Source organism: Mesorhizobium sp. M0894 (assembly GCF_040319725.1).
Taxonomy (GTDB): domain Bacteria; phylum Pseudomonadota; class Alphaproteobacteria; order Rhizobiales; family Rhizobiaceae; genus Mesorhizobium.
Genome location: NZ_JAMYOG010000009.1, coordinates 170,195 through 189,305, shown reverse-complemented (window position 1 = coordinate 189,305; position 19,111 = coordinate 170,195). Strand labels below are relative to the sequence as shown.

The 19,111-nt window shown below is 63.8% G+C and carries 21 protein-coding genes; 12 read left to right on the top strand and 9 right to left on the bottom strand.

Annotation, left to right across the window (positions count from 1 at the left end; translation table 11 throughout):
• Positions 1-31 precede the first annotated feature (31 nt).
• Genes hmgA through NKH91_RS19280 form a run of 5 tightly spaced genes read left to right on the top strand, consistent with a single transcriptional unit; the run spans position 32 to position 4,175 of the window.
• On the top strand, positions 32-1,345 hold the full coding sequence (gene hmgA, locus NKH91_RS19300) for a homogentisate 1,2-dioxygenase (RefSeq protein ID WP_352588463.1): 1,314 nt from the start codon (positions 32-34) through the stop codon (positions 1,343-1,345).
• 10 nt (positions 1,346-1,355) lie between these two features.
• Positions 1,356-2,255, top strand: coding sequence for an MBL fold metallo-hydrolase (locus NKH91_RS19295; RefSeq protein ID WP_352481276.1), 900 nt, complete (start codon positions 1,356-1,358; stop codon positions 2,253-2,255).
• A 48-nt stretch (positions 2,256-2,303) separates the two neighbouring features.
• Positions 2,304-3,326, top strand: a complete 1,023-nt coding sequence (locus NKH91_RS19290; RefSeq protein ID WP_023717191.1) for a fumarylacetoacetate hydrolase family protein — start codon at positions 2,304-2,306, stop codon at positions 3,324-3,326.
• On the top strand, positions 3,323-3,616 hold the full coding sequence (locus tag NKH91_RS19285; protein ID WP_352481275.1) for a hypothetical protein: 294 nt from the start codon (positions 3,323-3,325) through the stop codon (positions 3,614-3,616). Before NKH91_RS19290 ends, NKH91_RS19285 begins: the two co-directional genes overlap by 4 nt.
• Before the next feature lie 4 nt (positions 3,617-3,620).
• Entirely contained in the window at positions 3,621-4,175 is a 555-nt protein-coding gene (locus tag NKH91_RS19280; protein ID WP_352588457.1) for a DinB family protein, read from the top strand.
• On the opposite strand, the gene NKH91_RS19275 is transcribed toward NKH91_RS19280, so the two are convergent.
• From NKH91_RS19275 to hppD, 3 genes are all read right to left on the bottom strand, one after another.
• Positions 4,176-4,553 (bottom strand): type II toxin-antitoxin system VapC family toxin, encoded by a 378-nt coding sequence (locus NKH91_RS19275; RefSeq protein WP_023717194.1) that lies wholly within the window; start codon positions 4,551-4,553, stop codon positions 4,176-4,178.
• On the bottom strand, positions 4,550-4,774 hold the full coding sequence (locus NKH91_RS19270; RefSeq protein ID WP_023717195.1) for a type II toxin-antitoxin system Phd/YefM family antitoxin: 225 nt from the start codon (positions 4,772-4,774) through the stop codon (positions 4,550-4,552). Before NKH91_RS19270 ends, NKH91_RS19275 begins: the two co-directional genes overlap by 4 nt.
• Positions 4,775-4,843: 69 nt before the next feature.
• Entirely contained in the window at positions 4,844-5,959 is a 1,116-nt protein-coding gene (gene hppD, locus NKH91_RS19265; protein WP_352845177.1) for a 4-hydroxyphenylpyruvate dioxygenase, read from the bottom strand.
• A 153-nt stretch (positions 5,960-6,112) separates the two neighbouring features.
• On the opposite strand from hppD, the gene NKH91_RS19260 reads away from it, so the two are divergent.
• Positions 6,113-6,580 (top strand): Lrp/AsnC family transcriptional regulator, encoded by a 468-nt coding sequence (locus NKH91_RS19260; RefSeq protein WP_352816030.1) that lies wholly within the window; start codon positions 6,113-6,115, stop codon positions 6,578-6,580.
• Positions 6,581-6,592: 12 nt separating this feature from the next.
• Here the strand turns inward: NKH91_RS19260 and NKH91_RS19255 are convergent, their stop codons facing one another.
• The 4 genes from NKH91_RS19255 to aztA form a co-directional block, all read right to left on the bottom strand.
• Positions 6,593-6,931 (bottom strand): protein tyrosine phosphatase family protein, encoded by a 339-nt coding sequence (locus NKH91_RS19255; protein ID WP_023674411.1) that lies wholly within the window; start codon positions 6,929-6,931, stop codon positions 6,593-6,595.
• A gap of 186 nt (positions 6,932-7,117) precedes the next feature.
• Entirely contained in the window at positions 7,118-8,044 is a 927-nt protein-coding gene (aztC, locus tag NKH91_RS19250; protein ID WP_352845176.1) for a zinc ABC transporter substrate-binding protein AztC, read from the bottom strand.
• Between the two features lie 22 nt (positions 8,045-8,066).
• Positions 8,067-8,942, bottom strand: a complete 876-nt coding sequence (aztB, locus tag NKH91_RS19245) for a zinc ABC transporter permease AztB (RefSeq protein WP_352481316.1) — start codon at positions 8,940-8,942, stop codon at positions 8,067-8,069.
• Positions 8,942-9,748, bottom strand: a complete 807-nt coding sequence (aztA, locus tag NKH91_RS19240) for a zinc ABC transporter ATP-binding protein AztA (protein WP_352845174.1) — start codon at positions 9,746-9,748, stop codon at positions 8,942-8,944. The genes aztB and aztA overlap by 1 nt, the downstream gene beginning before the upstream one ends.
• A gap of 212 nt (positions 9,749-9,960) precedes the next feature.
• Between aztA and NKH91_RS19235 the strand changes: the two genes are divergently transcribed.
• Complete coding sequence (locus NKH91_RS19235) at positions 9,961-10,305, top strand: RidA family protein (protein WP_023674415.1); 345 nt, start codon at positions 9,961-9,963, stop codon at positions 10,303-10,305.
• A gap of 181 nt (positions 10,306-10,486) precedes the next feature.
• Here NKH91_RS19235 and hutC read toward each other — a convergent pair whose 3' ends face one another.
• Together hutC and NKH91_RS19225 are read right to left on the bottom strand one after the other, a co-directional pair.
• Positions 10,487-11,248, bottom strand: coding sequence for a histidine utilization transcriptional repressor HutC (hutC, locus tag NKH91_RS19230; RefSeq protein ID WP_352481271.1), 762 nt, complete (start codon positions 11,246-11,248; stop codon positions 10,487-10,489).
• The gene (locus tag NKH91_RS19225; RefSeq protein WP_352481270.1) at positions 11,245-12,597 is read right to left on the bottom strand and encodes a formimidoylglutamate deiminase; all 1,353 of its coding nucleotides are present in this window, start codon (positions 12,595-12,597) and stop codon (positions 11,245-11,247) included. Before NKH91_RS19225 ends, hutC begins: the two co-directional genes overlap by 4 nt.
• Before the next feature lie 98 nt (positions 12,598-12,695).
• Between NKH91_RS19225 and hutI the strand changes: the two genes are divergently transcribed.
• The 5 genes from hutI to NKH91_RS19200 all read left to right on the top strand — a co-directional run bounded on the left by hutI (position 12,696) and on the right by NKH91_RS19200 (position 19,077).
• A complete protein-coding gene (hutI, locus tag NKH91_RS19220) occupies positions 12,696-13,946 on the top strand; it encodes an imidazolonepropionase (protein ID WP_352588448.1) in 1,251 nt (416 codons plus the stop codon).
• Entirely contained in the window at positions 13,943-15,478 is a 1,536-nt protein-coding gene (gene hutH / locus NKH91_RS19215) for a histidine ammonia-lyase (RefSeq protein ID WP_352495270.1), read from the top strand. The genes hutI and hutH overlap by 4 nt, the downstream gene beginning before the upstream one ends.
• 490 nt (positions 15,479-15,968) lie before the next feature.
• Positions 15,969-16,778: an N-formylglutamate deformylase gene (gene hutG, locus NKH91_RS19210; RefSeq protein WP_352481267.1), complete on the top strand. Its 810-nt coding sequence runs from the start codon at positions 15,969-15,971 to the stop codon at positions 16,776-16,778.
• Positions 16,779-16,810: 32 nt separating this feature from the next.
• Positions 16,811-18,481 (top strand): urocanate hydratase, encoded by a 1,671-nt coding sequence (hutU, locus tag NKH91_RS19205; protein WP_352481266.1) that lies wholly within the window; start codon positions 16,811-16,813, stop codon positions 18,479-18,481.
• 8 nt (positions 18,482-18,489) lie between these two features.
• On the top strand, positions 18,490-19,077 hold the full coding sequence (locus tag NKH91_RS19200) for a HutD/Ves family protein (RefSeq protein WP_023717208.1): 588 nt from the start codon (positions 18,490-18,492) through the stop codon (positions 19,075-19,077).
• Positions 19,078-19,111: the final 34 nt, after the last annotated feature.

Here is a 19,111-nt window from a genome sequence, read left to right as displayed (position 1 = left end):
GCGCGCTCTGTCAGTATCCAGGGAGGATGCCATGGCCTATTCCTACATGCCGGGTTTCGGCAACGACTTCGAGACCGAGACTTTGCCGGGCTCGCTGCCGCAAGGACGCAACTCGCCGCAGCGGCCGGCCTACGGCCTCTACGCCGAGCAGCTTTCGGGCTCTCCTTTCACTGCGCCGCGCGGCACCAATGAGCGCTCCTGGCTTTATCGGATAAGGCCGAGCGTCAGGCATACCGGTCGCTTCAAAGCGGCGAATTATCCGCTGTGGAAAAGCGCGCCGAACGTCGGCGACCACCAGCTCGCTCTCGGCCAGTATCGCTGGAGCCCCGTGCCGATGCCGAAAGAGCCGACAGACTTCATCGCCGGCATGCGCTCGATCACCACCGCCGGCGACGTGCTCGGCCAGACCGGCATGGCGGCACATGTCTATGTCGCCAACCGTTCGATGGCCGACGACCATTTCTTCAACGCCGATGGCGAGTTGCTGGTCGTGCCGCAGGTTGGAGCCTTGCGCTTCGTCACCGAGATGGGCGTCATCGAACTCAGGCCGGGCGAGATCGCCGTGCTGCCGCGCGGCCTGGTGTTCAAGGTCGAACTGGTGGATCCGCAAGTGCGTGGCTATGTCTGCGAGAATTACGGCGCCAAGCTGACGCTGCCGGATCGCGGCCCGATTGGCGCCAACTGCCTGGCCAATCCGCGCGATTTCAAGACGCCCTGTGCCTGGTTCGAGGACAAGGAAACACCGTGCCGGCTGATCGCGAAATGGTGTGGCCAGTTCCATGTCACCGAGATCGATCATTCGCCGCTGGATGTGGTGGCGTGGCACGGCAATTATTCGCCCTACAAATATGATCTTGCGACCTTTTCGCCGGTCGGCGCGATCTTGTTCGATCATCCTGACCCATCGATCTTCACCGTGCTGACCGCGCCGAGCGGCGAGGAAGGCACCGCCAATATCGATTTCGTCATCTTCCCGCCGCGCTGGCTTGTGGCGGAAAACACTTTCCGGCCGCCGTGGTATCACCGCAACATCATGAGCGAGTTCATGGGCCTGATCCATGGTCAGTACGATGCCAAGGAAGAGGGCTTTGTGCCCGGCGGCATCAGCCTGCACAACATGATGCTGGCCCACGGACCCGATGCGCCTGGCTTCGAAAAGGCCTCGCGCGCGGAGCTGAAACCGGTCAAGCTCGCCAACACCATGGCCTTCATGTTCGAGACACGCTTCCCGCAGATGGTGACCCGCTATGGCGCCGAGCTCGAAACCCGGCAGGACAATTATATCGACTGCTGGGCCGATCTGAAGAAACGCTTCAACGGCACGCCCGAGGGCGACTGGTCTTGAGCGCCGTCGCATGATGGATCGTCTGGTGCTTCTTGGCTCGAAGGGTGGTCCGGCGCTCCGGCCGGGCGGACCGTGGCCGAGTTCATCGCTGCTGGAGATTGGCGGCCGCACCCTCGTCGTCGATTGCGGGCTGGGCGTAACGCGCGGGCTGACCGATGCCGGCGTCAGTCTGAAGGCGCTTGACCTGATCTTCATCACGCATTTGCATTCAGACCATGTGCTGGAACTCGGACCGTTGATCCACACCGCATGGACGGCCGGCCTGGGGACAAAGGTCACCGTATTCGGCCCGCCCGGCATCGGCTACTACTGGCAGCGCTTTTGCCAGGCGATGGAGTTCGACATCGAGATCCGCATCGCCGACGAAGGGCGGCCGGATCTCCGCGACCTGGTCTCGATTGTCGAGTTTGGTGAAGGGCAGGTGGCGGAAGAGCGCGGTCTCAAAATATCGGCCTTGCGTGTCGACCACCCGCCGGTGACGGACTGCTTTGCGCTGCGCTTCGAGCAAGCCGGGCAAAGCATCGTCTTCTCGTCCGATACGGCGTTCTTTCCGCCATTGTCGGATTTCGCCGAAGGCGCCGACGTCCTGGTCCACGAGGCCATGCTGGAAGAGGGCATCGAGCGGTTGGTCGCGAAGACCGGCAACGGTGCAAGACTGAGGGAACACCTGCTTGCCAGCCACAGCTTTGCCGAGGAAGCGGGCCGCATCGCCAGCGATGCAGGCGTCAAAAGACTGGTCCTCAACCATCTCATTCCCGCCGACGATCCCGAGATCGGCGAGGCCGACTGGATTGCCGCCGTCAGGAAAACATGGGCCGGCGACTTGACGATCGCCCGCGACGGCCTTGTTGTGGGGCTGGAGCATGATCTCGAAAAGTGGAAACCGGTTTTCGGAAGAGATCATGCCTAGAACAAAAAATCAAAGCAGCACCAAAGCTGCGCCAGGAGAGGAAACCGCATGAAGCTTGCCACCTTGAAGGACGGGACGCGCGACGGAAAACTCGTCGTCGTCTCGCGCGACCTGACGCGGTTTACCGATGCGTCGTTCCTGGTGCGGACGCTGCAGGCCGCGCTCGATGACTGGCGTCGGATCGCGCCGCATCTCACCGCCATGGCCGAATCGCTGGAGAACAATGCGGTGCCGTCGGCTCGCTTTCACGAGCACGACGCCCATTCGCCGCTGCCGCGCGCCTACCAATGGGCCGACGGCTCGGCCTATGTGAACCATGTCGAGCTGGTGCGGAAGGCGCGCGGCGCCGAGATGCCGGCAAGCTTCTGGACCGATCCGCTGATCTACCAGGGCGGTTCGGACGCCTTCCTCGCACCGCGCGACCCAATCCGCATGATCGACGAGACCCTTGGCATCGACCTGGAAGGCGAGGTCGCCGTCATTGTCGACGACGTGCCGATGGGCGCTGGCCTCGACGAGGCGCGGGCAGCGATCCGGCTGGTCATGCTGGTCAACGACGTGACGCTGCGCGGCCTGACCGGACCCGAGCTTGCCAAGGGGTTCGGCTTCTTCCAGTCGAAACCGTCATCAGCCTTTTCGCCGGTTGCGGTGACGCCGGACGAACTGGGCGATGCCTGGGACGGCGGCAAGGTCAGCCTGCCGCTGCTGGTCGATCTCAACGGCAAACCGTTCGGCCGGGCGAACGCCGGCATCGACATGACCTTCGACTTTCCGGCGCTGATTGCCCATGCCGCAAAAACGCGGCCGCTGGCCGCCGGCACCATCGTCGGTTCGGGCACCGTCTCCAACAAGCTCGATGGCGGGCCGGGCAAGCCTGTCTCGGCGGGCGGCGCCGGCTATTCCTGTATCGCCGAGTTGCGTATGATCGAGACCATCGAAGCCGGCGAACCGAAGACGCCGTTTCTGCGCTTTGGCGATACCGTGCGCATCGAGATGAAGGACAGGGGCGGGCATTCGATCTTCGGCGCCATCGAGCAGAAGGTCGAGAAATACGAGGGGGCAAGAGAATGACAGGCGAGACATTCTATCTCCTGTGCGGTGTCTGGGCCCTTGTCATGCTGGCGATCTTCATCCCGGCGATCCGGCTGAGCTATCGCATCGAGGCGCGCTCGCCCGGCCTGACCAACCGCAGCGGCTTTCCGCGCAAGGCGATGATGTTTCACACCGTCACCAACACGAACGTCGCGCGTGACCAGGAAACGCAAGGCATGCGGCGGCGCATGATCGGGCTGCTGCTGATTGTTCTCGCTGGATTCCTGCTAATGGGGGCAGGCTTGTCGTTGGTCCGGTCAGCTGCGTGAAGTCATGGACCTGCTGAACCATTTCCGCCGCATGGCGCGCAACAATCTCTGGTCGAACGACCGGCTTTATGGCGCCGTACTGCAGCTTAAGCCTGGTGAATTCGAAGCCGAGCGAACCAGCTTCTTCCCGTCGATCAAGGCAACGCTGAACCACATTCTGGCGGTCGATCACCTCTATCTCGATTTTCTCGAAGAGGGCGGCGTCGGCGCCGCGGCCTATGATGAGTTCTTGCGCTTCGACGAAGCGGACACGCTCTTTGGCAAGCGGGCGGAGGCCGACCGGCGGCTGATCGCTTTTTGCGACCGCCTGTCGGCGGACGATCTCGAACGCCGCGTCGTCACTGATCGGCGCGAGGACGGCATGATACCGGAGCGGATCGGCGATTTGCTCGCCCATCTCTTCATCCACGACATCCATCATCGCGGCCAGGTGCACGCGATGCTGTCTGGCACCTCGGTGAAACCGCCACAACTCGACGAGTTCTTCCTCGATTACGATGTTAAGTTGAGGAAAGCCGAAGTCGAGCGGCTGGGACTGCGAGACCAACTGCTTGGCTAATTATGCCAAAGCCACATCGTAACTGGCGAAATGCGGGTCGGATGTAAGGATGGTGAGATTCTCCATTTGCGCCTGCGCAATCAGAAGTCTGTCGAACGGATCACCATGGTGGTGGGGTAGGCTGCCGACGGCGTTTGCGTGCTGGAAGGTTACGGCGAGCGGCTGAAATTGCATCCTTGGAAGCAGCGTTGGCAGGTCGTCCGGCGCATCGAGTTTTCTGATCGAGCGTTTGATGGCAATTTCCCAGACGCTAGCCGCGCTCGCGAACACCACCGCTTCCGAAGCCAGAATAGCGCGGTGGTGCTCGCTGAGACGCCGATCGTCCGAAATCGACCAGAGGATGATGTGTGTGTCGGCGAGAAACGGGCCGACCGTCATTTCACGTACTCATCCCACTCGGGACCGAGTTCATCAAAATCGTCCGCAATCCAGATCTTGCCCTTCAATGCGCCGATACGCGGCAGGGATTCGGCCACTGCCGGAGGTACGATACGCGCCGCCACCTTGCCGTGGCGTGTGAGCACGATCTCCTCGCCGGCTTCCGCACGGCTGACGAGTTCCGACAATTTGGCCTTGGCTTCGGCAATGGAAACATTCATGACTCGATCCTTTATGACCAGAATTTAGGTCATAACTGATCAAACCACAAGGCACCTCGGCCGAACTGGCTACGCTGCCTTGCCGTCCACCTTCAGCACGCCGCGCTTGATCTGGTCCTGCTCGATGGATTCGAACAGAGCGCGGAAATTGCCCTCGCCAAAACCTTCGTCGCCCTTCCTCTGGATAAACTCGAAGAAGATCGGCCCGATCACAGTCTTTGAAAAAATCTGCAGCAGGATCTTGGTCGTGCCGCCGTCGACGACGCCTTCGCCGTCGATCAGGATGCCGTGCCTTTTCATGCGCTCGATCGGCTCTTCATGGCCGTTCACGCGGGCATAAGACATGTCGTAATAGGTCTCGGGCGGGCCCGGCATGAACTTCAGGCCGTTGGCGGCCAGCCTGTCGGTGGCGCCGTAAATGTCGTCGGTGCCGACGGCGATGTGCTGGATGCCCTCGCCATTGTACTTCTTCAGATATTCGGCGATCTGGCTGGTCTCGTCCTTGGACTCGTTGAGCGGGATGCGGATCTTGCCGCAGGGCGAGGTGATGGCGCGGCTGACCAGGCCGGTGATCTTGCCGTCGATGTCGAAGAAATGGATCTGCTTGAAGCCGAACAGGTCGCGGTAGAAATCCCACCATTTGTCCATCTGGCCGCGATAGACATTGTGGGTCAGGTGGTCGAGATAATAGAAGCCGACGCCTTCCGGCCTGGGATCGCGCTCGCCCAGCCAGTCGAACTCGGCGTCGTAAGCCGAGCCCTTCTCGCCATAGGTTTCGATGAAATAGAGCAGCGATCCGCCGATACCGACGATCGCCGGCACGTCAAGCGCCTTCTCGGCGCCTTCATAGGGCGTCGCGCCCTTGGCCACGGCGTGGTCGAAGGCATGCCTGGCATCGACCACCCGCCACGCCATCGAGGCGGCGCAAGGGCCGTGCTTGTCGACGAATTTCATCGCATGCGAGCCGGGTTCGGCATTGACGACATAATTAATGTCGCCCTGCCGCCAGACGGTGATGTCCTTGCTGCGGTGCTTGGCCACCGGCACGTAGCCCATGCGGGTGAAAAGCTCGGCGAGCTTTTCCGGCTCGGCATGCGCGAATTCGACGAATTCGAAGCCGTCGGTGCCGGCGGGATTGGTTTTGCTGATCTTGGCGGGCGGTGCGTCGTGCGGGAAGGGACCCATGGCATTGCTCCGAAATCTGGCCCGAAATCTGGCATTGGTCGCATCGGCCATATCTGAGCCCAATCATAGCGCGGAGCGAGTGCAAATTGCTTGCATTCAAACGCTTGAAATGGTCTTATCATGCGCGAGTTGTGCACTGCGGAGCGGATATTCATGGATGACGCGCGCATCGACCAGTTTGACCGCAAGATAATGGCTCTGCTGCAGGGCGATGCACGGCTGACCAACAACGATTTGTCGGAACGGGTGAACCTGTCCGCGTCGCAATGCTCGCGCCGTCGCCAGCGGCTGGAGGAAGACGGTTATATCAAGGGCTACCGGGCGGTGCTCGACCGCGACAAGCTCGGCTTTTCCCTGGTCAACGTCATTTCGGTGACGCTCGCCACCCACAACCGCGACAATGCGCGGCGTTTCGGCGAATTGGTGGCGCGGCTGCCGCAAGTGCAGGAAGCGCACGCGCTGACCGGCGAGATGGATTATATATTGAAAGTGGTGACGCCGGACCTGAAGTCGCTGTCGGAATTCGTCAACAGCGTGCTTCTCCCGCACGAATCGGTTCAGCATGTGAAGACGGCGATCGTGCTGGAGACGTTGAAGGAGACCGGCGCGCTGCCGATCTGAGGGCGCGAACGTTCACCCCTTCGACTGCTGGATCAGCCCATAGAGATTGGTGCAGCGGGCGCCGGACCGGCAATAGGCGAACACCGGGCCTTCGAGTTCGTCGAGCGCCTCAGCCTGGTCCTCGACATTCTCGGCCGTGATCTGGCCGCTGATGACGGGGATGTAGCGGAAGGCGAGCCCGGCGCCCTCGACCGCCGCCTTGACGGTGTCGGCCGATGGCTGGCCGGGCTGCTCGTCGTCCGGCCGGTTGCAGATCACGCTCTTGAAGCCGGCGGCCTTGATGGTCGCGACATCCTCGGGCTGGATCTGGCCCGAGACCGAATAGTCCTCGCTGATCTGACGGTATTCCATGGCTGGGGTCCTCGCAATCTGGTTAGCGGCAGTCTTGCCACTCCCTGACCCGGTCGGCAATCCGCGCGAAAAGAAATCCATCCGCGCAGATAGAGATTTCGATGCCGGAAATCCAGCCGGGCTAACGCCGCATGTCGCCAGGACGCATCATGCGCCAGCCCGGCTGGATGAACCGGATCGGTCGGCTCAGCTGCCGAGGATCGCGCCTTTGATCTGGGCGATGTTGTTGTGCATCAGGTCGATATAGGTCGAGGCCGGGCCGTCGGGCTGTGAGAGCGCATCGGAATAGAGCGTGCCGCCCACCTTGATGCCGGTCTCGCTGGCGATCTGCTCGATCAGCCGCGGATTGGTGATGTTCTCGACGAAGATCGCCGCCGCCTTGTCCTGTTTCACCTGGCTGACCAGCTTGGCGACGTCGGCGGCGGAGGGCTCCGACTCGGTCGACACGCCTTCCGGGGCCAGGAACGTCAAGCCGTAGGCCTGCTCGAAATAGCCGAAGGCATCATGCGAGGTGATGACGACGCGCTTCTCTTGCGGGATCGACTGGATCGCTGCCTGTACCTCGCCCTCGAGCGCATCGAGCTTTTGCGTATAGGCGGCTGCATTGGCCTTGTAGCTGTCGCAACCCGCAGCGTCGGCCGTGCAGAAGGCGTCGGCGATGTTCTTCACATAGATCCTGGCATTGGCGATCGACTGAAAGGCGTGCGGATCGGTTGCCGTCTCACCATCGGCGTGGGCGTCGGCCTCGGCGAATTCGGGCTTGAAATTGATCGGCGTGACGCCCTTGGTCAGCACGGCGATGGTCGCCTTGGTGGCGCTGGCGTCGACCAGGCGCTGCAGAAAACCTTCGAAATGCAGGCCGTTGACCAGCACGATGTCGGCCTTAGCCATCGCCACCGCATCGGCTGGGCTCGGCTCGTAGACATGCGCGTCGCCGTCCGGCCCGACGATGGTGGTCAGATCGATCCGGTCGCCGCCGACGTTCTTGGCGAAGTCTCCGATGATGGTGAAGCTGGCGACCACTTTCAACGGCTCAGCGAAGGCCGACGACGCGCCAAGGGCGGTTAATGTTATAACGCTCACGGCCAAGGCGGCGCGGATCGATTTCTGCATGGACGGGTCTCCTTTGTTGGGATCAGGCAGTTCTGTGGCGGTGGTGGATGATGCGGGCGCGCAGGATGCCGCGCGTCCCGAACAGGATCGAGGCGAAATAGACGACGCCGGCGGACAGGATGATGGCCGGGCCGGAGGGCAGCGACGCATGATAGGACAACAGCAGCCCGGCAATGCAAGAGGCAAAGCCGATCACTGTCGCCAGCACGCACATCGGCTCGACGCGCGAGGTCCAGAAGCGGGCCGCCGCTGCCGGCAGCATCATCAGCCCGACCGACAGCAAGGTGCCGAGCGCCTGGAAGCCGCCGACGAGGTTGAGCACGACGAGGCCGAGAAAGATGAAATGCACCGGGCTGCCCATCCGGCTGACCGAGCGCAGGAACAAGGGGTCGAGGCATTCGGCGACCAGCGCCCGCCAGAAGATGGCGAGGCTGACCAGCGTCACCACGACGATGCCGCCGATCAGCGTCAGCGCCTCGTTGTTGAGCGCCAGCACGGTGCCGAAAAGCACATGCATGAGATCGACGCTGGAGCCGCGGATCGACACCATAAGCACGCCGATCGCCAGCGAAATCAGATAGAAGGCCGCCATCGAGGCGTCCTCGCGCTGGATGGTGAAGCGCGAGACGGCGCCGGCGCCGAGCGCCACGATGATGCCGGCGATCAGTCCGCCGATGGTCATCGGCAGGATCTCCAGGCCATAAAACAGGAAGCCGGCGGCAGCACCCGGCAGGATGGCATGGGCCATGGCGTCGCCGGACAGGCTCATGCGCCGCAGCATCAGGAACACGCCGACCGGGCAGGCGCCGAGCGACAGCATCATCGAACCGGCGAGCGCCCGCTGCATGAAGGCGTAGTCGGCAAACGGGGCGACGAAAAGACCGTAAAGCACGTCCATCATGCCGCCCTCGGCCCGGAGCCGTGATGATGGTCATGGCTATGCTCGTGGCTGCTGTGCTCGTGGTCATGCTCGCCAGGCTCGCACCATGGCGCGTTGTCCTCCCAGGCTTCGTGGAAGCGGCGCGCGCGCAACAAATTCTCCGGCCGCAGCGTCTCCCTGGTCTCGCCCCAGGCGACCGGCTGGCGCGCCAGGAGCAGTGTTTCGGGGAAATTCTGCCGCACCAGGTCGAGATCGTGGACGACCACCATGATGGTGCGCTCCTCGCCATGCCAGCGCTTGATCAGTGCGATCAGGTCGCCGACGGTCTTGGTGTCTACCGCGTTGAACGGCTCGTCGAGCAGGATGAGCTCGGCATCCTGCAACAGCACGCGGGCAAACAGCGTGCGCTGCAGCTGGCCGCCCGACAACGTGTCGATCGGCCGCTTCTCGAAACCGCCGAGGCCGACGGCCATCAGCGCCTTGCTGACCGAGTCGCGATCTTCCGTGGTATAGCGGCCGAGCATGCCACGCCGCGGCCACAGGCCAAGCGAAACCAGGTCGACGACCCGGGCCGGAAAGGAGCGGTCGAGCTCGGACTGCTGCGGCAGGTAGGCGGCGCGCACGCCGGGCGCCCGGATCACCGCGCCGGCCATCGGCTTCAGGACGCCAACGATGCCCTTCATCAGCGTCGACTTGCCGGAGCCGTTGGCGCCGACGACCGCCGTCAAGGACCCCTTGCGGATCGTACCATTGAGGTGGTGGATCGCAGGATGGCTGTTATAGCCCAGCGTCAGGTCGCGGAAGGTCAGGCAGGTTTGGCTCATGTGACGATCCATGGGGCGACGATCGGTGCTGCAGGGGCGGATTCGATATGTGATGTTATTACATTAGTCAACAAGCCAATCGGGCGGAATTGCGGCCGGGCCGTCATGTTGTCCGCTTTGGCTTGGCTCAAGAGGTTCCGCTCGAGCGGCCTTGCCCCCGGCGAACCTGGCCCCTAAACAGGCGCAACTGGCAAGAGAAGAAGGAATATCCAATGAGCATTCGTCGCATCGATGTGGGCCCGCGCATGAGCCAGATCGTCATCCACGGCAACACCGTCTATCTGGCCGGTCAGGTCGGCAAGCCGGGCGGAAACGTCGGTGCCCAGACAAGGGACATTCTGGCGGCGATCGACGAATTGCTGGCCAAGGCCGGCACCGACAAGACCAAGATCCTGCAGGCGATCATCTGGCTGGCCGACATGAGCACCTTTGCCGAGATGAACGCGGAGTGGGACAAATGGGTACCACAGGGCAACACGCCGGCCCGCGCCACCGGCGAGGCCAAGCTTGCCGGACCGGAATATCTGGTCGAGATCATTGTCACCGCGGCGATTTGAGCAGCTCCGTAGGTTCCCCCTCATCCGGCCGCTTCGCGGCCACCTTCTCCCCGAGGGAGAAGAGACTGGCGCTGGCACCAGCGATCTCCTCTCCCCTCGGGGAGAGGTCGGATTGCCCCGAATGCTCTTCGCAATTCGGTCGGCAATCCGGGTGAGGGGGTCTGACCCTCAGTTGAAATGCTCACCCCTGCGACGGCGTGAACCGCGCCACCAGCGTGTGGCTCTCGGCCGCGTAGGTGAACCGGACATGGGTGACGGGGTGCTCGGCGCTCCATGTTCGCCGCTCGATCACCAGGCACGGCGCGCCGGTCGCGATGTCGAGAGCCGCCGCGATATGCTTGTCGGCTGCAACCGCGCGGATGCGATGCTCGGCCGCACTCCATGGCACACGGCCGATCAGCCACGGACCGGGCGCCGTGTCGAAAAACGCCTCTTCGGCGGCCTCCGGCACGGCAGCCAGGTTGATCAGCCGCTGCTCGTGGGCGAACGGCCGGTTGCCGGCGAAATGCCGGCATTCCAGCGCCAGCACCGGCCCGGCGACGTCGAGTTCCAGCAGGGCGCGATCGTCGGCACTGCTGCGCCTTCTGCTTCCCGCCACGCGCTCGTAGCGGTAGGGCAGGCCAAGTGCCTCGACCTCGATTCGGATGTCGTGGATTTCGAGAACGGCCGCCTGCGATTGCGGCCGGCGGACAAAACTGCCGGAGCGACGCCGGCGCTCGATCAGCCCGGCCTTGGCCAATTGCGACAGCGCCTTGTTCACCGTCATGCGCGAACATCTGTATTCTTCCGTCAGTTCATGCTCGAACGGAATGCGGTGGCCGGGCGCCCAGGCGCCGGACAGAATCCGTTCGCTGATGTCCGACAGGATGCGCCGGTGTAGCGAAAGGGCCTCGCCGCCGTCCGCGCTTCCAGAATCCGCGCTTATCGCCTCGATCATGCTCATGCCGAAAGCGCCGTCATCACCTTGCGGAAGCGCTCGGCAATGGCATCGCGTCTTGCATGCCTGCCGTCGCTGACCAGTTTCCTGCCATGCACCCAGACGCAATCGATCTTGGTGCCGTTGGCAAAAATCCAGGCGTCGAGGATCGCATCACCTGCCTTGCCCGCCAACGATGGATGCTTGCCGTCGAGCGAGACGAGATCGGCCGAGGCACCGGCAGTGATCCGCGAGGCGCCGGCGCCCAGCGCGGAACTGCCACCCTCGAGCGCCGCATCGAACAACGCGCGACCGGTCGATCCGCCGGCCACCGCCAGCACGTTGCGGGCGCGGTGGGCGAGGCGCTGCGAATATTCGAGCTGGCGCAACTCGTCGGGCAGGCCGATCAGCACGTTGGAATCCGAGCCGATGCCGAAGCGGCCGCCATGCTGCATAAAAAGGGGCGCGGCAAAGGTGCCGTCGCCGAGATTGGCCTCGGTGATCGGGCAGAGGCCGGCAACGGCGCCGCTTTTCGCCATATCGGTCGTCTCGGTGTCGGTCATGTGGGTGGCGTGGATGAGGCACCAGCGCTGGTCGACCTTGGCATTGGCAAGCAGCCATTCGACCGGCCGCGCCCCGGACCAGGCAAGGCAGTCCTCGACCTCCTTCATCTGCTCGGCGATGTGGATGTGGATCGGCCCCTCCGGCGCCATCGCCGTGATGTTTTCCAGTTCCTCGGGTGCCACGGCACGCAGGCTGTGTGGGGCCACGCCGACGACAGCCTGAGTCGACGCGCGAAGGGATTCGCGGCTTTTCTCAACAAGCCGCGAGAACTGGTTCACATCGTTGATGAATCGCCGCTGGCCTTCATTTGGCGCAGCGCGGTTGAAAGAGGAATGCGCGTAGAAGACGGGCAGCAAAGTCAGCCCGATGCCTGTCTCGGACGCTGCGGCAACGATGCGCTCCGCAATCTCGGCGATATTGGCATAGGGCCGCCCGTCGCGGTCGTGGTGTAAATAGTGAAACTCGCCGACGCGCGAGAACCCGGCCTCCAGCATCTCGACATAGAGTTGCGCCGCGACCGCCTCGACCTGGTCCGGCGTCATCGACAGCGCGAAACGATACATCACCTCGCGCCAGCTCCAGAAACTGTCGGCGGAAGGGCCGCGCAATTCGGCAAGGCCGGCCATGCCGCGCTGGAAGGCATGGCTGTGCAGGTTCGGCATGCCGGACAAAAGGATAGAATGGCGCTCGTCGCCAGGCAGAGGCGAGGTATCCGCCTCGACCGTTGCGATCTTGCCGTCGGAGACTACGATCCGCACATCGCTGCGCCAGCCGTCGGGCAGAAGTGCCTGTTCCGCAAAAATCGCCGTCACGTCTTTCTCCAAATCCCGGTTGGCCATGTGATGATAGCGCTTGCAGTGCCTTTTGATATGTATATACATAATAACTCCCGATTGAAACGGAAAAGATGATGGCTGGAGAGAGCAAAAACCGGGCACGGGAGCTTCGCCTTTGGCGCAATGCGCGCCTCGCGACCATGGCTGATAGCAGCGCCGGGTTAGGCGTCGTCGAGCACGGTGCAATCGCCGTGCGCAACGGCCGGATCGTCTATGCCGGGTCGGAAGCCGACATGCCGGCAGCGCTCCGCCCCAGAGCACTTGGCAAAGACGCCGAGGCGACCGACTGCGAAGGCCGCTGGATCACGCCTGGCTTGATCGACTGCCACACCCATCTGGTCCATGCCGGCAACCGTGCCAATGAATTCGAGATGCGGCTGGCCGGCGCCACCTATGAGGAGGTCGCCAAGGCCGGCGGCGGCATCGTTTCCTCGGTCAAGGCACTGCGCGCCGCGAGCGAGGACGAGCTGGTCGCCCAGTCGCTGCCACGCCTCGACGCGCTGATCGCCGAAGGCGTCACCACCGTCGAGATCAAATCCGGCTACGGTCTCGACCTCGAAAACGAGAAGAAGTCGCTGCGCGCCGCGCGACGGCTGGGCGGTGAGCGGCCGGTGACGGTCAGAACCACTCTCCTCGGCGCTCATGCGCTGCCGCCCGAAGCAAAAGGCGACAAGGACGCCTTTATCGATCTTGTCGCCAACGAGATTTTGCCGGCCGTCGCTGCCGAGGGCCTGGCCGATGCCGTCGACGGCTTTTGCGAAGGCATCGCCTTTTGGCCGGAGCAGATTTCTCGCGTGTTCGATGCGGCCAAGGCGGCGGGCCTGCCGGTCAAGCTTCATGCGGACCAGCTGTCCAATCTGCACGGCGCGGAACTTGCGGCACGCTATGGTGCGCTATCGGCCGATCACCTCGAATATACCGACGAGGCGGGCGCGGCGGCGATGGCGAAGGCAGGAACCGTGGCGACCATCCTGCCCGGCGCCTACTACTTCATCCGCGAGACCAAGAAGCCGCCGATCGCCCTGTTTCGCCAGCATGGCGTCAGGATGGCCGTTGCCACCGATAACAATCCCGGCACCTCGCCGCTGACCTCGCTGCTGCTGACCATGAACATGGCGGCGACATTGTTCGGCCTGACCGTCGATGAATGCCTTGCCGGCGTCACGCGCGAGGCTGCCCGCGCGCTCGGGTTGCTTGGACAGACCGGTACGCTGGAGGTCGGAAAATCCGCCGATCTGGCGATCTGGGACGTCGAACGCCCGGCCGAACTCGTCTACCGCATGGGCTTCAACCCGCTGCATGCCCGCATCTGGAGGGGACAATGACCGAACTCAAGCTCAGGCCAGGCAATGCCAAGCTGGCCGATTGGCGCGCCATCTATCGCGGCGCCGCACTGAGGCTCGACGATGCCTGCCGGCCGAAGATCAAGGCCAGCGCCGAGGCCGTCGCCAGGATCGTTGCCAAGGGCGAGCCGGTCTACGGCATCAACACCGGCTTCGGCAAGCTGGCCAGCGTGCGCATCCCCGCCGCCGACCTCGAGACGCTGCAGCGAAACATCGTGCTGTCGCATGCCGCCGGCGTCGGCGAGCCGATGCCGCTGGCAATTTGCCGGCTGATGATGGCGCTGAAGCTGGCCAGCCTGGCCCAGGGCGCCTCCGGCGTGCGGCCGCGGACGATCGAGCTGCTCGAGGCGATGCTGGCCAACGACGTTATCCCCGTGGTGCCGGCGCAAGGCTCGGTCGGCGCTTCCGGCGACCTCGCGCCGCTGTCGCACATGACCGCGGTGATGATCGGTGTCGGCGAATGCTTTACCCCGCATGGCCGCTTCCCGGCCAAGGTCGCCTTTGTCTCGCACGGCCTGGAGCCGGTGATATTGGGCGCCAAGGAAGGCCTTGCGCTGCTCAACGGTACGCAGTTTTCGACCGCCTATGCGCTGGCGGCTTTGTTCGAGGCGGAAGTGCTCTATCAGTCAGCGCTGGTCGCCGGCGCGTTGTCGACCGATGCCGCCAAGGGCTCCGACGCGCCGTTCGATCCACGCATCCATCTGCTCAGGAAACATCGCGGCCAGATCGAGACGGCCGAGGCGTTGCGTAATTTGATGGCCGGCAGCGCCATCCGTGAATCGCACCGCGTCGGCGACGAGCGCGTGCAGGACCCATACTGCCTGCGCTGCCAGCCGCAGGTGATGGGCGCAGCACTCAGCGTGCTGCGTCAGGCCGCCGATACGCTCGGCACCGAGGCCAATGGCGTCACCGACAATCCGCTGATCTTTGCCGAGGACGACACAGCGCTTTCTGGCGGAAATTTCCACGCCGAGCCGGTGGCCTTCGCCGCCGACATGATCGCGCTCGCCGTCTGCGAGATCGGCTCGCTGTCGGAACGGCGCATCGCCATGCTGGTCGACCCGGCGCTGTCGGGCATGCCGGCCTTTCTGACGCCCAAGCCGGGTCTGAATTCCGGTTTCATGATCCCGCAAGTGACAGCCGCGGCGCTCGTCTCGGAAAACAAACAAAAAGCGTATCCGGCCAGCGTCGATTCGATCCCGACCTCGGCCAACCAGGAAGACCACGTCTCGATGGCGGCACATGGCGCGCGCCGGCTCATCGGCATGGTCGAGAATGCGACGGCCGTCATCGGCATCGAATTGCTGGCCGCGGCGCAAGGCTGCGATTTCCATGCCCCGCTGGCCTCGAGCGCGGCACTGGAGGCGGTGCGCCGGCTGGTCAGGGCAGAGGTGCCGCATCTCGACAACGACCGGCACTTCCATCCCGACATGGAGAAGGCCATCGCCATGGTACGCAGCGGCGCGGCGGTGGAAGCGGCAAGCGCGGTAAAGCTGCCGGGAGTGACGTCGTGAGACTGTACGCCGCCACAGGTCGGACGTTGGCGAAACCCTCGACGCCAGCTGATCTCCCCCCAAGTGGGGGAGATGTCCGGCAGGACAGAGGGCGGCGCTGTCCCGCCAACCTCAGCCCGGCAATACCGAAATTTTCAAAGTCAAAAACAAAAAACCCGCCTCGAGGGCGGGTCGTCGGTGACAATCATCACCATACCCATATTAGTAGCATAGCTGCCGGCACAAAGCAAGAACAAAATACGACACGGCCGGCAAAAAGCGAGGTCGGTGTTCACGGACAATTGCAAGGTCGCGTTCTGCCGCGCCCCCCTCTGCCCTGCCGGGCATCTCCCCCACGAGTGGGGAGATTGGCCGTTACACTGGCTTTCGCCAATCTCCAACGTTGCAGGACTGAGCGAGGCGCCGCAGCTGCCAATCTCCCCCCCTGTGGGGGAGATGCCCGGCAGGGCAGAGGGGGGCGCCGTAGAGCTCCAACGCGCGGAGACTTCTCATGACTTGGCTCACCGTCACCCGAGGCACGGCACCCCTGCTGGTTTCGATCCCGCATACCGGCATCGATCTGGCCGGCCTCGACAACCGACTTATCTCGCCCTGGCTCGGCCGCCGTGACGCCGACTGGTGGATCGACAAGCTTTATGATTTCGCCGAGAGCCTTGGCGCGACGGTGGTGCATACGGCGATCTCGCGCACCGTCATCGACGTCAACCGCGATCCGTCTGGCGTTTCGCTCTATCCCGGCCAGACGACGACTGGGCTCTGCCCGACCGAGACCTTCGACGGCGATCCGCTCTACCGCGAAGGCGAGGAGCCGGGGCCGTCTGAGATCGACGAACGCCGCGAAAAATTCTTCGTGCCCTATCATGCCGCGTTGCAGGCCGAGATCGACAGGCTGCGCGCTTTGCACGGGAAGATCGTCGTCTATGACTGCCACTCGATCCGTTCGGTGCTGCCGCGCCTGTTCGAAGGCAAATTGCCGGTCTTCAATCTCGGCACCAATGACGGCAAGAGCGCCGATCCGGCGTTGCAGGAGAAAGTCACGCAGATTGTCGCAGAAACCGGCGAGAGCTTTGTCGTCAACGGCCGCTTCAAGGGCGGCTGGATCACGCGTCATTTCGGCCAGCCGCAAGCCGGCGTCCACGCGCTGCAGATGGAGCTCTCCAACCGTGGCTATCTGCGCGAGCCCGAAGGCAAGGGCGAACCGGATAACTGGCCGGTGCCTTACGACGCCGAATTCGCAGCGCCGATCCGCGTCACGCTGAGAAAGATCCTGGAAACGGCGATCGCCTGGGCTGAACGCTGACGCACGGCGCACCTCACTCGAAAGGGACAATCATGACCGATCCTCGCCACAATATCCGTGAAGTGCGCAGCCCGCGCGGCAGCGAGCTCAACGCCCGCACCTGGCTGACGGAAGCGCCGTTGCGCATGCTGATGAACAATCTCGATCCGGACGTCGCCGAAAATCCCAACGAACTGGTCGTCTATGGCGGCATCGGCCGGGCGGCGCGCACCTGGAACGATTTCGACCGCATCGTTGCCTCGCTGAAGACGCTTGCCGACGACGAGACGCTGCTGGTGCAATCCGGCAAGCCGGTCGGCGTGTTCCGCACCCATGCCGATGCGCCGCGCGTGCTGATCGCCAATTCGAACCTCGTGCCGCACTGGGCGACATGGGAGAAGTTCAACGAGCTCGATAGAAAAGGCCTTATGATGTACGGCCAGATGACGGCCGGCTCATGGATCTACATCGGCACGCAAGGCATCGTGCAGGGCACCTACGAGACCTTCGTCGAGGCAGGCCGTCAGCACTATGGCGGCAATCTCAAAGGCAAATGGATCCTGACCGGCGGCCTCGGCGGCATGGGCGGTGCCCAGCCGCTCGCCGCGGTCATGGCCGGCGCCTGCTGCCTGGCGGTCGAATGCGATCCCGACCGCATCGATTTCCGGCTGCGCACCCGCTATGTCGATGAGCGCGCCGACACCCTCGACGAGGCGCTGGAGAAGATCGAGCGCTGGACCAAAGCCGGTGAGGCGAAATCGGTCGGCCTGGTCGGCAACACCGCCGACATCGTGCCGGAACTGGTGCGGCGCGGCGTACGCCCCGACATCGTCACCGACCAGACCTCGGCGCATGACCCGCTCAACGGCTATCTGCCCAAGGGCTGGTCGCTGGCCGAATGGCGCGAGAAGCGCACCAGCGACCCGAAGGCGGTCGAAAAGGCTGCCCGCGCGTCGATGCGCGAGCATGTCGAGGCGATGGTGGCGTTCTGGAACGCCGGCGTGCCGACGCTCGACTACGGCAACAACATCCGCCAGGTGGCGAAGGAGGAGGGGTTTGAGAATGCCTTTGCCTTCCCGGGTTTCGTGCCGGCTTATATCCGTCCGCTGTTTTGCCGCGGCATCGGCCCGTTCCGCTGGGCAGCACTTTCCGGCGATCCCGAGGATATCTACAGAACCGACGCCAAGGTGCGCGAGCTGACTCCTGGTAACACCCATCTGCACAACTGGCTCGACATGGCGCGTGAGCGCATCGCCTTCCAAGGGTTGCCGGCCCGCATCTGCTGGGTTGGCCTTGGCGACCGCCACCGGCTCGGCCTCGCCTTCAACGAGATGGTCGCCAGCGGCGAACTGAAGGCACCGGTGGTCATCGGCCGCGACCACCTCGATTCCGGCTCGGTCGCCTCGCCGAACCGCGAGACGGAGGCGATGAAGGACGGCTCCGATGCCGTCTCCGACTGGCCGCTGCTCAACGCCTTGCTCAACACCGCGTCCGGTGCCACCTGGGTGTCGCTGCACCATGGCGGCGGCGTCGGCATGGGCTTTTCGCAGCATGCCGGCATGGTTATCGTCGCAGACGGCACGCGTGAGGCGGCCAAGCGCCTTGAGCGGGTTCTGTGGAACGATCCGGCGACGGGCGTCATGCGTCACGCCGACGCCGGCTACGACATCGCGATCGAGTGCGCCAGGGAGAACCAGCTCAACCTGCCCGGCATATTGGGCTGAGCCGCGCCTTGCGCATCCTTCGGGCCTCGGAATACCGGTCGATGCCGTGGAAGAACGGCGGCGGCGTGACGACGGAGATTGCCGTCTCGCCGGCAGGTGCTGGGCTCGACGATTTCGACTGGCGCGTCTCGATGGCGCTGGTCGAGGGCGGCGGCCCGTTTTCCGGCTTTCCCGGCGTCGACCGGACTTTGGCCTTGCTGGAAGGCGAGGGCATGGTCCTCGATATCGCCGGCCGGCCGCCGGTCGAAATCACCAAGGCTTCCGCACCGCTTGCCTTTCCGGCCGACGTGCCAACGCAAGCGACGCTGATCGCCGGTCCGATCACCGACCTCAACGTCATGACCCGCCGGACCCGGGCGATCCACCAGATCGAGCGCCTGTTGATTTCGGCTCCGACGAAAATCCGGTTTGGAGCCGATGAAACACTCATCCTGTCCCTCGACGGCGAGCTTAGGGTGGCCGGCGCCGCGCCCGTGCAACTGGGGCCGCTCGATGCGCTGTTGCTCGGGCCGCAAGCGCCGGAACTGCGCCTTGATCCCGTCCGGCCGGCGATGCTGTTCGTGATCCGCATCGATCGCATTGCCGGCAACGATTAACGCCTGTTTCCAAACATGATCGAGACGCCGGTCA

What these genes read in the sequence shown, in the direction of transcription:
- hutH (WP_352495270.1), top strand. Translation starts at nt 13,943, where the DNA reads ATGACCGAACTCAAGCTCAGGCCAGGCAATGCCAAGCTGGCCGATTGG.
- NKH91_RS19270 (WP_023717195.1), bottom strand. Translation starts at nt 4,774, where the DNA reads ATGAATGTTTCCATTGCCGAAGCCAAGGCCAAATTGTCGGAACTCGTC.
- NKH91_RS19255 (WP_023674411.1), bottom strand. Translation starts at nt 6,931, where the DNA reads ATGGAATACCGTCAGATCAGCGAGGACTATTCGGTCTCGGGCCAGATC.
- hutU (WP_352481266.1), top strand. Translation starts at nt 16,811, where the DNA reads ATGACCGATCCTCGCCACAATATCCGTGAAGTGCGCAGCCCGCGCGGC.
- NKH91_RS19260 (WP_352816030.1), top strand. Translation starts at nt 6,113, where the DNA reads ATGGATGACGCGCGCATCGACCAGTTTGACCGCAAGATAATGGCTCTG.
- aztC (WP_352845176.1), bottom strand. Translation starts at nt 8,044, where the DNA reads ATGCAGAAATCGATCCGCGCCGCCTTGGCCGTGAGCGTTATAACATTA.
- hppD (WP_352845177.1), bottom strand. Translation starts at nt 5,959, where the DNA reads ATGGGTCCCTTCCCGCACGACGCACCGCCCGCCAAGATCAGCAAAACC.
- NKH91_RS19285 (WP_352481275.1), top strand. Translation starts at nt 3,323, where the DNA reads ATGACAGGCGAGACATTCTATCTCCTGTGCGGTGTCTGGGCCCTTGTC.
- NKH91_RS19295 (WP_352481276.1), top strand. Translation starts at nt 1,356, where the DNA reads ATGATGGATCGTCTGGTGCTTCTTGGCTCGAAGGGTGGTCCGGCGCTC.
- NKH91_RS19275 (WP_023717194.1), bottom strand. Translation starts at nt 4,553, where the DNA reads ATGACGGTCGGCCCGTTTCTCGCCGACACACACATCATCCTCTGGTCG.
- NKH91_RS19235 (WP_023674415.1), top strand. Translation starts at nt 9,961, where the DNA reads ATGAGCATTCGTCGCATCGATGTGGGCCCGCGCATGAGCCAGATCGTC.
- aztA (WP_352845174.1), bottom strand. Translation starts at nt 9,748, where the DNA reads ATGAGCCAAACCTGCCTGACCTTCCGCGACCTGACGCTGGGCTATAAC.
- hutI (WP_352588448.1), top strand. Translation starts at nt 12,696, where the DNA reads ATGGCTGGAGAGAGCAAAAACCGGGCACGGGAGCTTCGCCTTTGGCGC.
- aztB (WP_352481316.1), bottom strand. Translation starts at nt 8,942, where the DNA reads ATGGACGTGCTTTACGGTCTTTTCGTCGCCCCGTTTGCCGACTACGCC.
- hutC (WP_352481271.1), bottom strand. Translation starts at nt 11,248, where the DNA reads ATGAGCATGATCGAGGCGATAAGCGCGGATTCTGGAAGCGCGGACGGC.
- hutG (WP_352481267.1), top strand. Translation starts at nt 15,969, where the DNA reads ATGACTTGGCTCACCGTCACCCGAGGCACGGCACCCCTGCTGGTTTCG.
- NKH91_RS19290 (WP_023717191.1), top strand. Translation starts at nt 2,304, where the DNA reads ATGAAGCTTGCCACCTTGAAGGACGGGACGCGCGACGGAAAACTCGTC.
- hmgA (WP_352588463.1), top strand. Translation starts at nt 32, where the DNA reads ATGGCCTATTCCTACATGCCGGGTTTCGGCAACGACTTCGAGACCGAG.
- NKH91_RS19280 (WP_352588457.1), top strand. Translation starts at nt 3,621, where the DNA reads ATGGACCTGCTGAACCATTTCCGCCGCATGGCGCGCAACAATCTCTGG.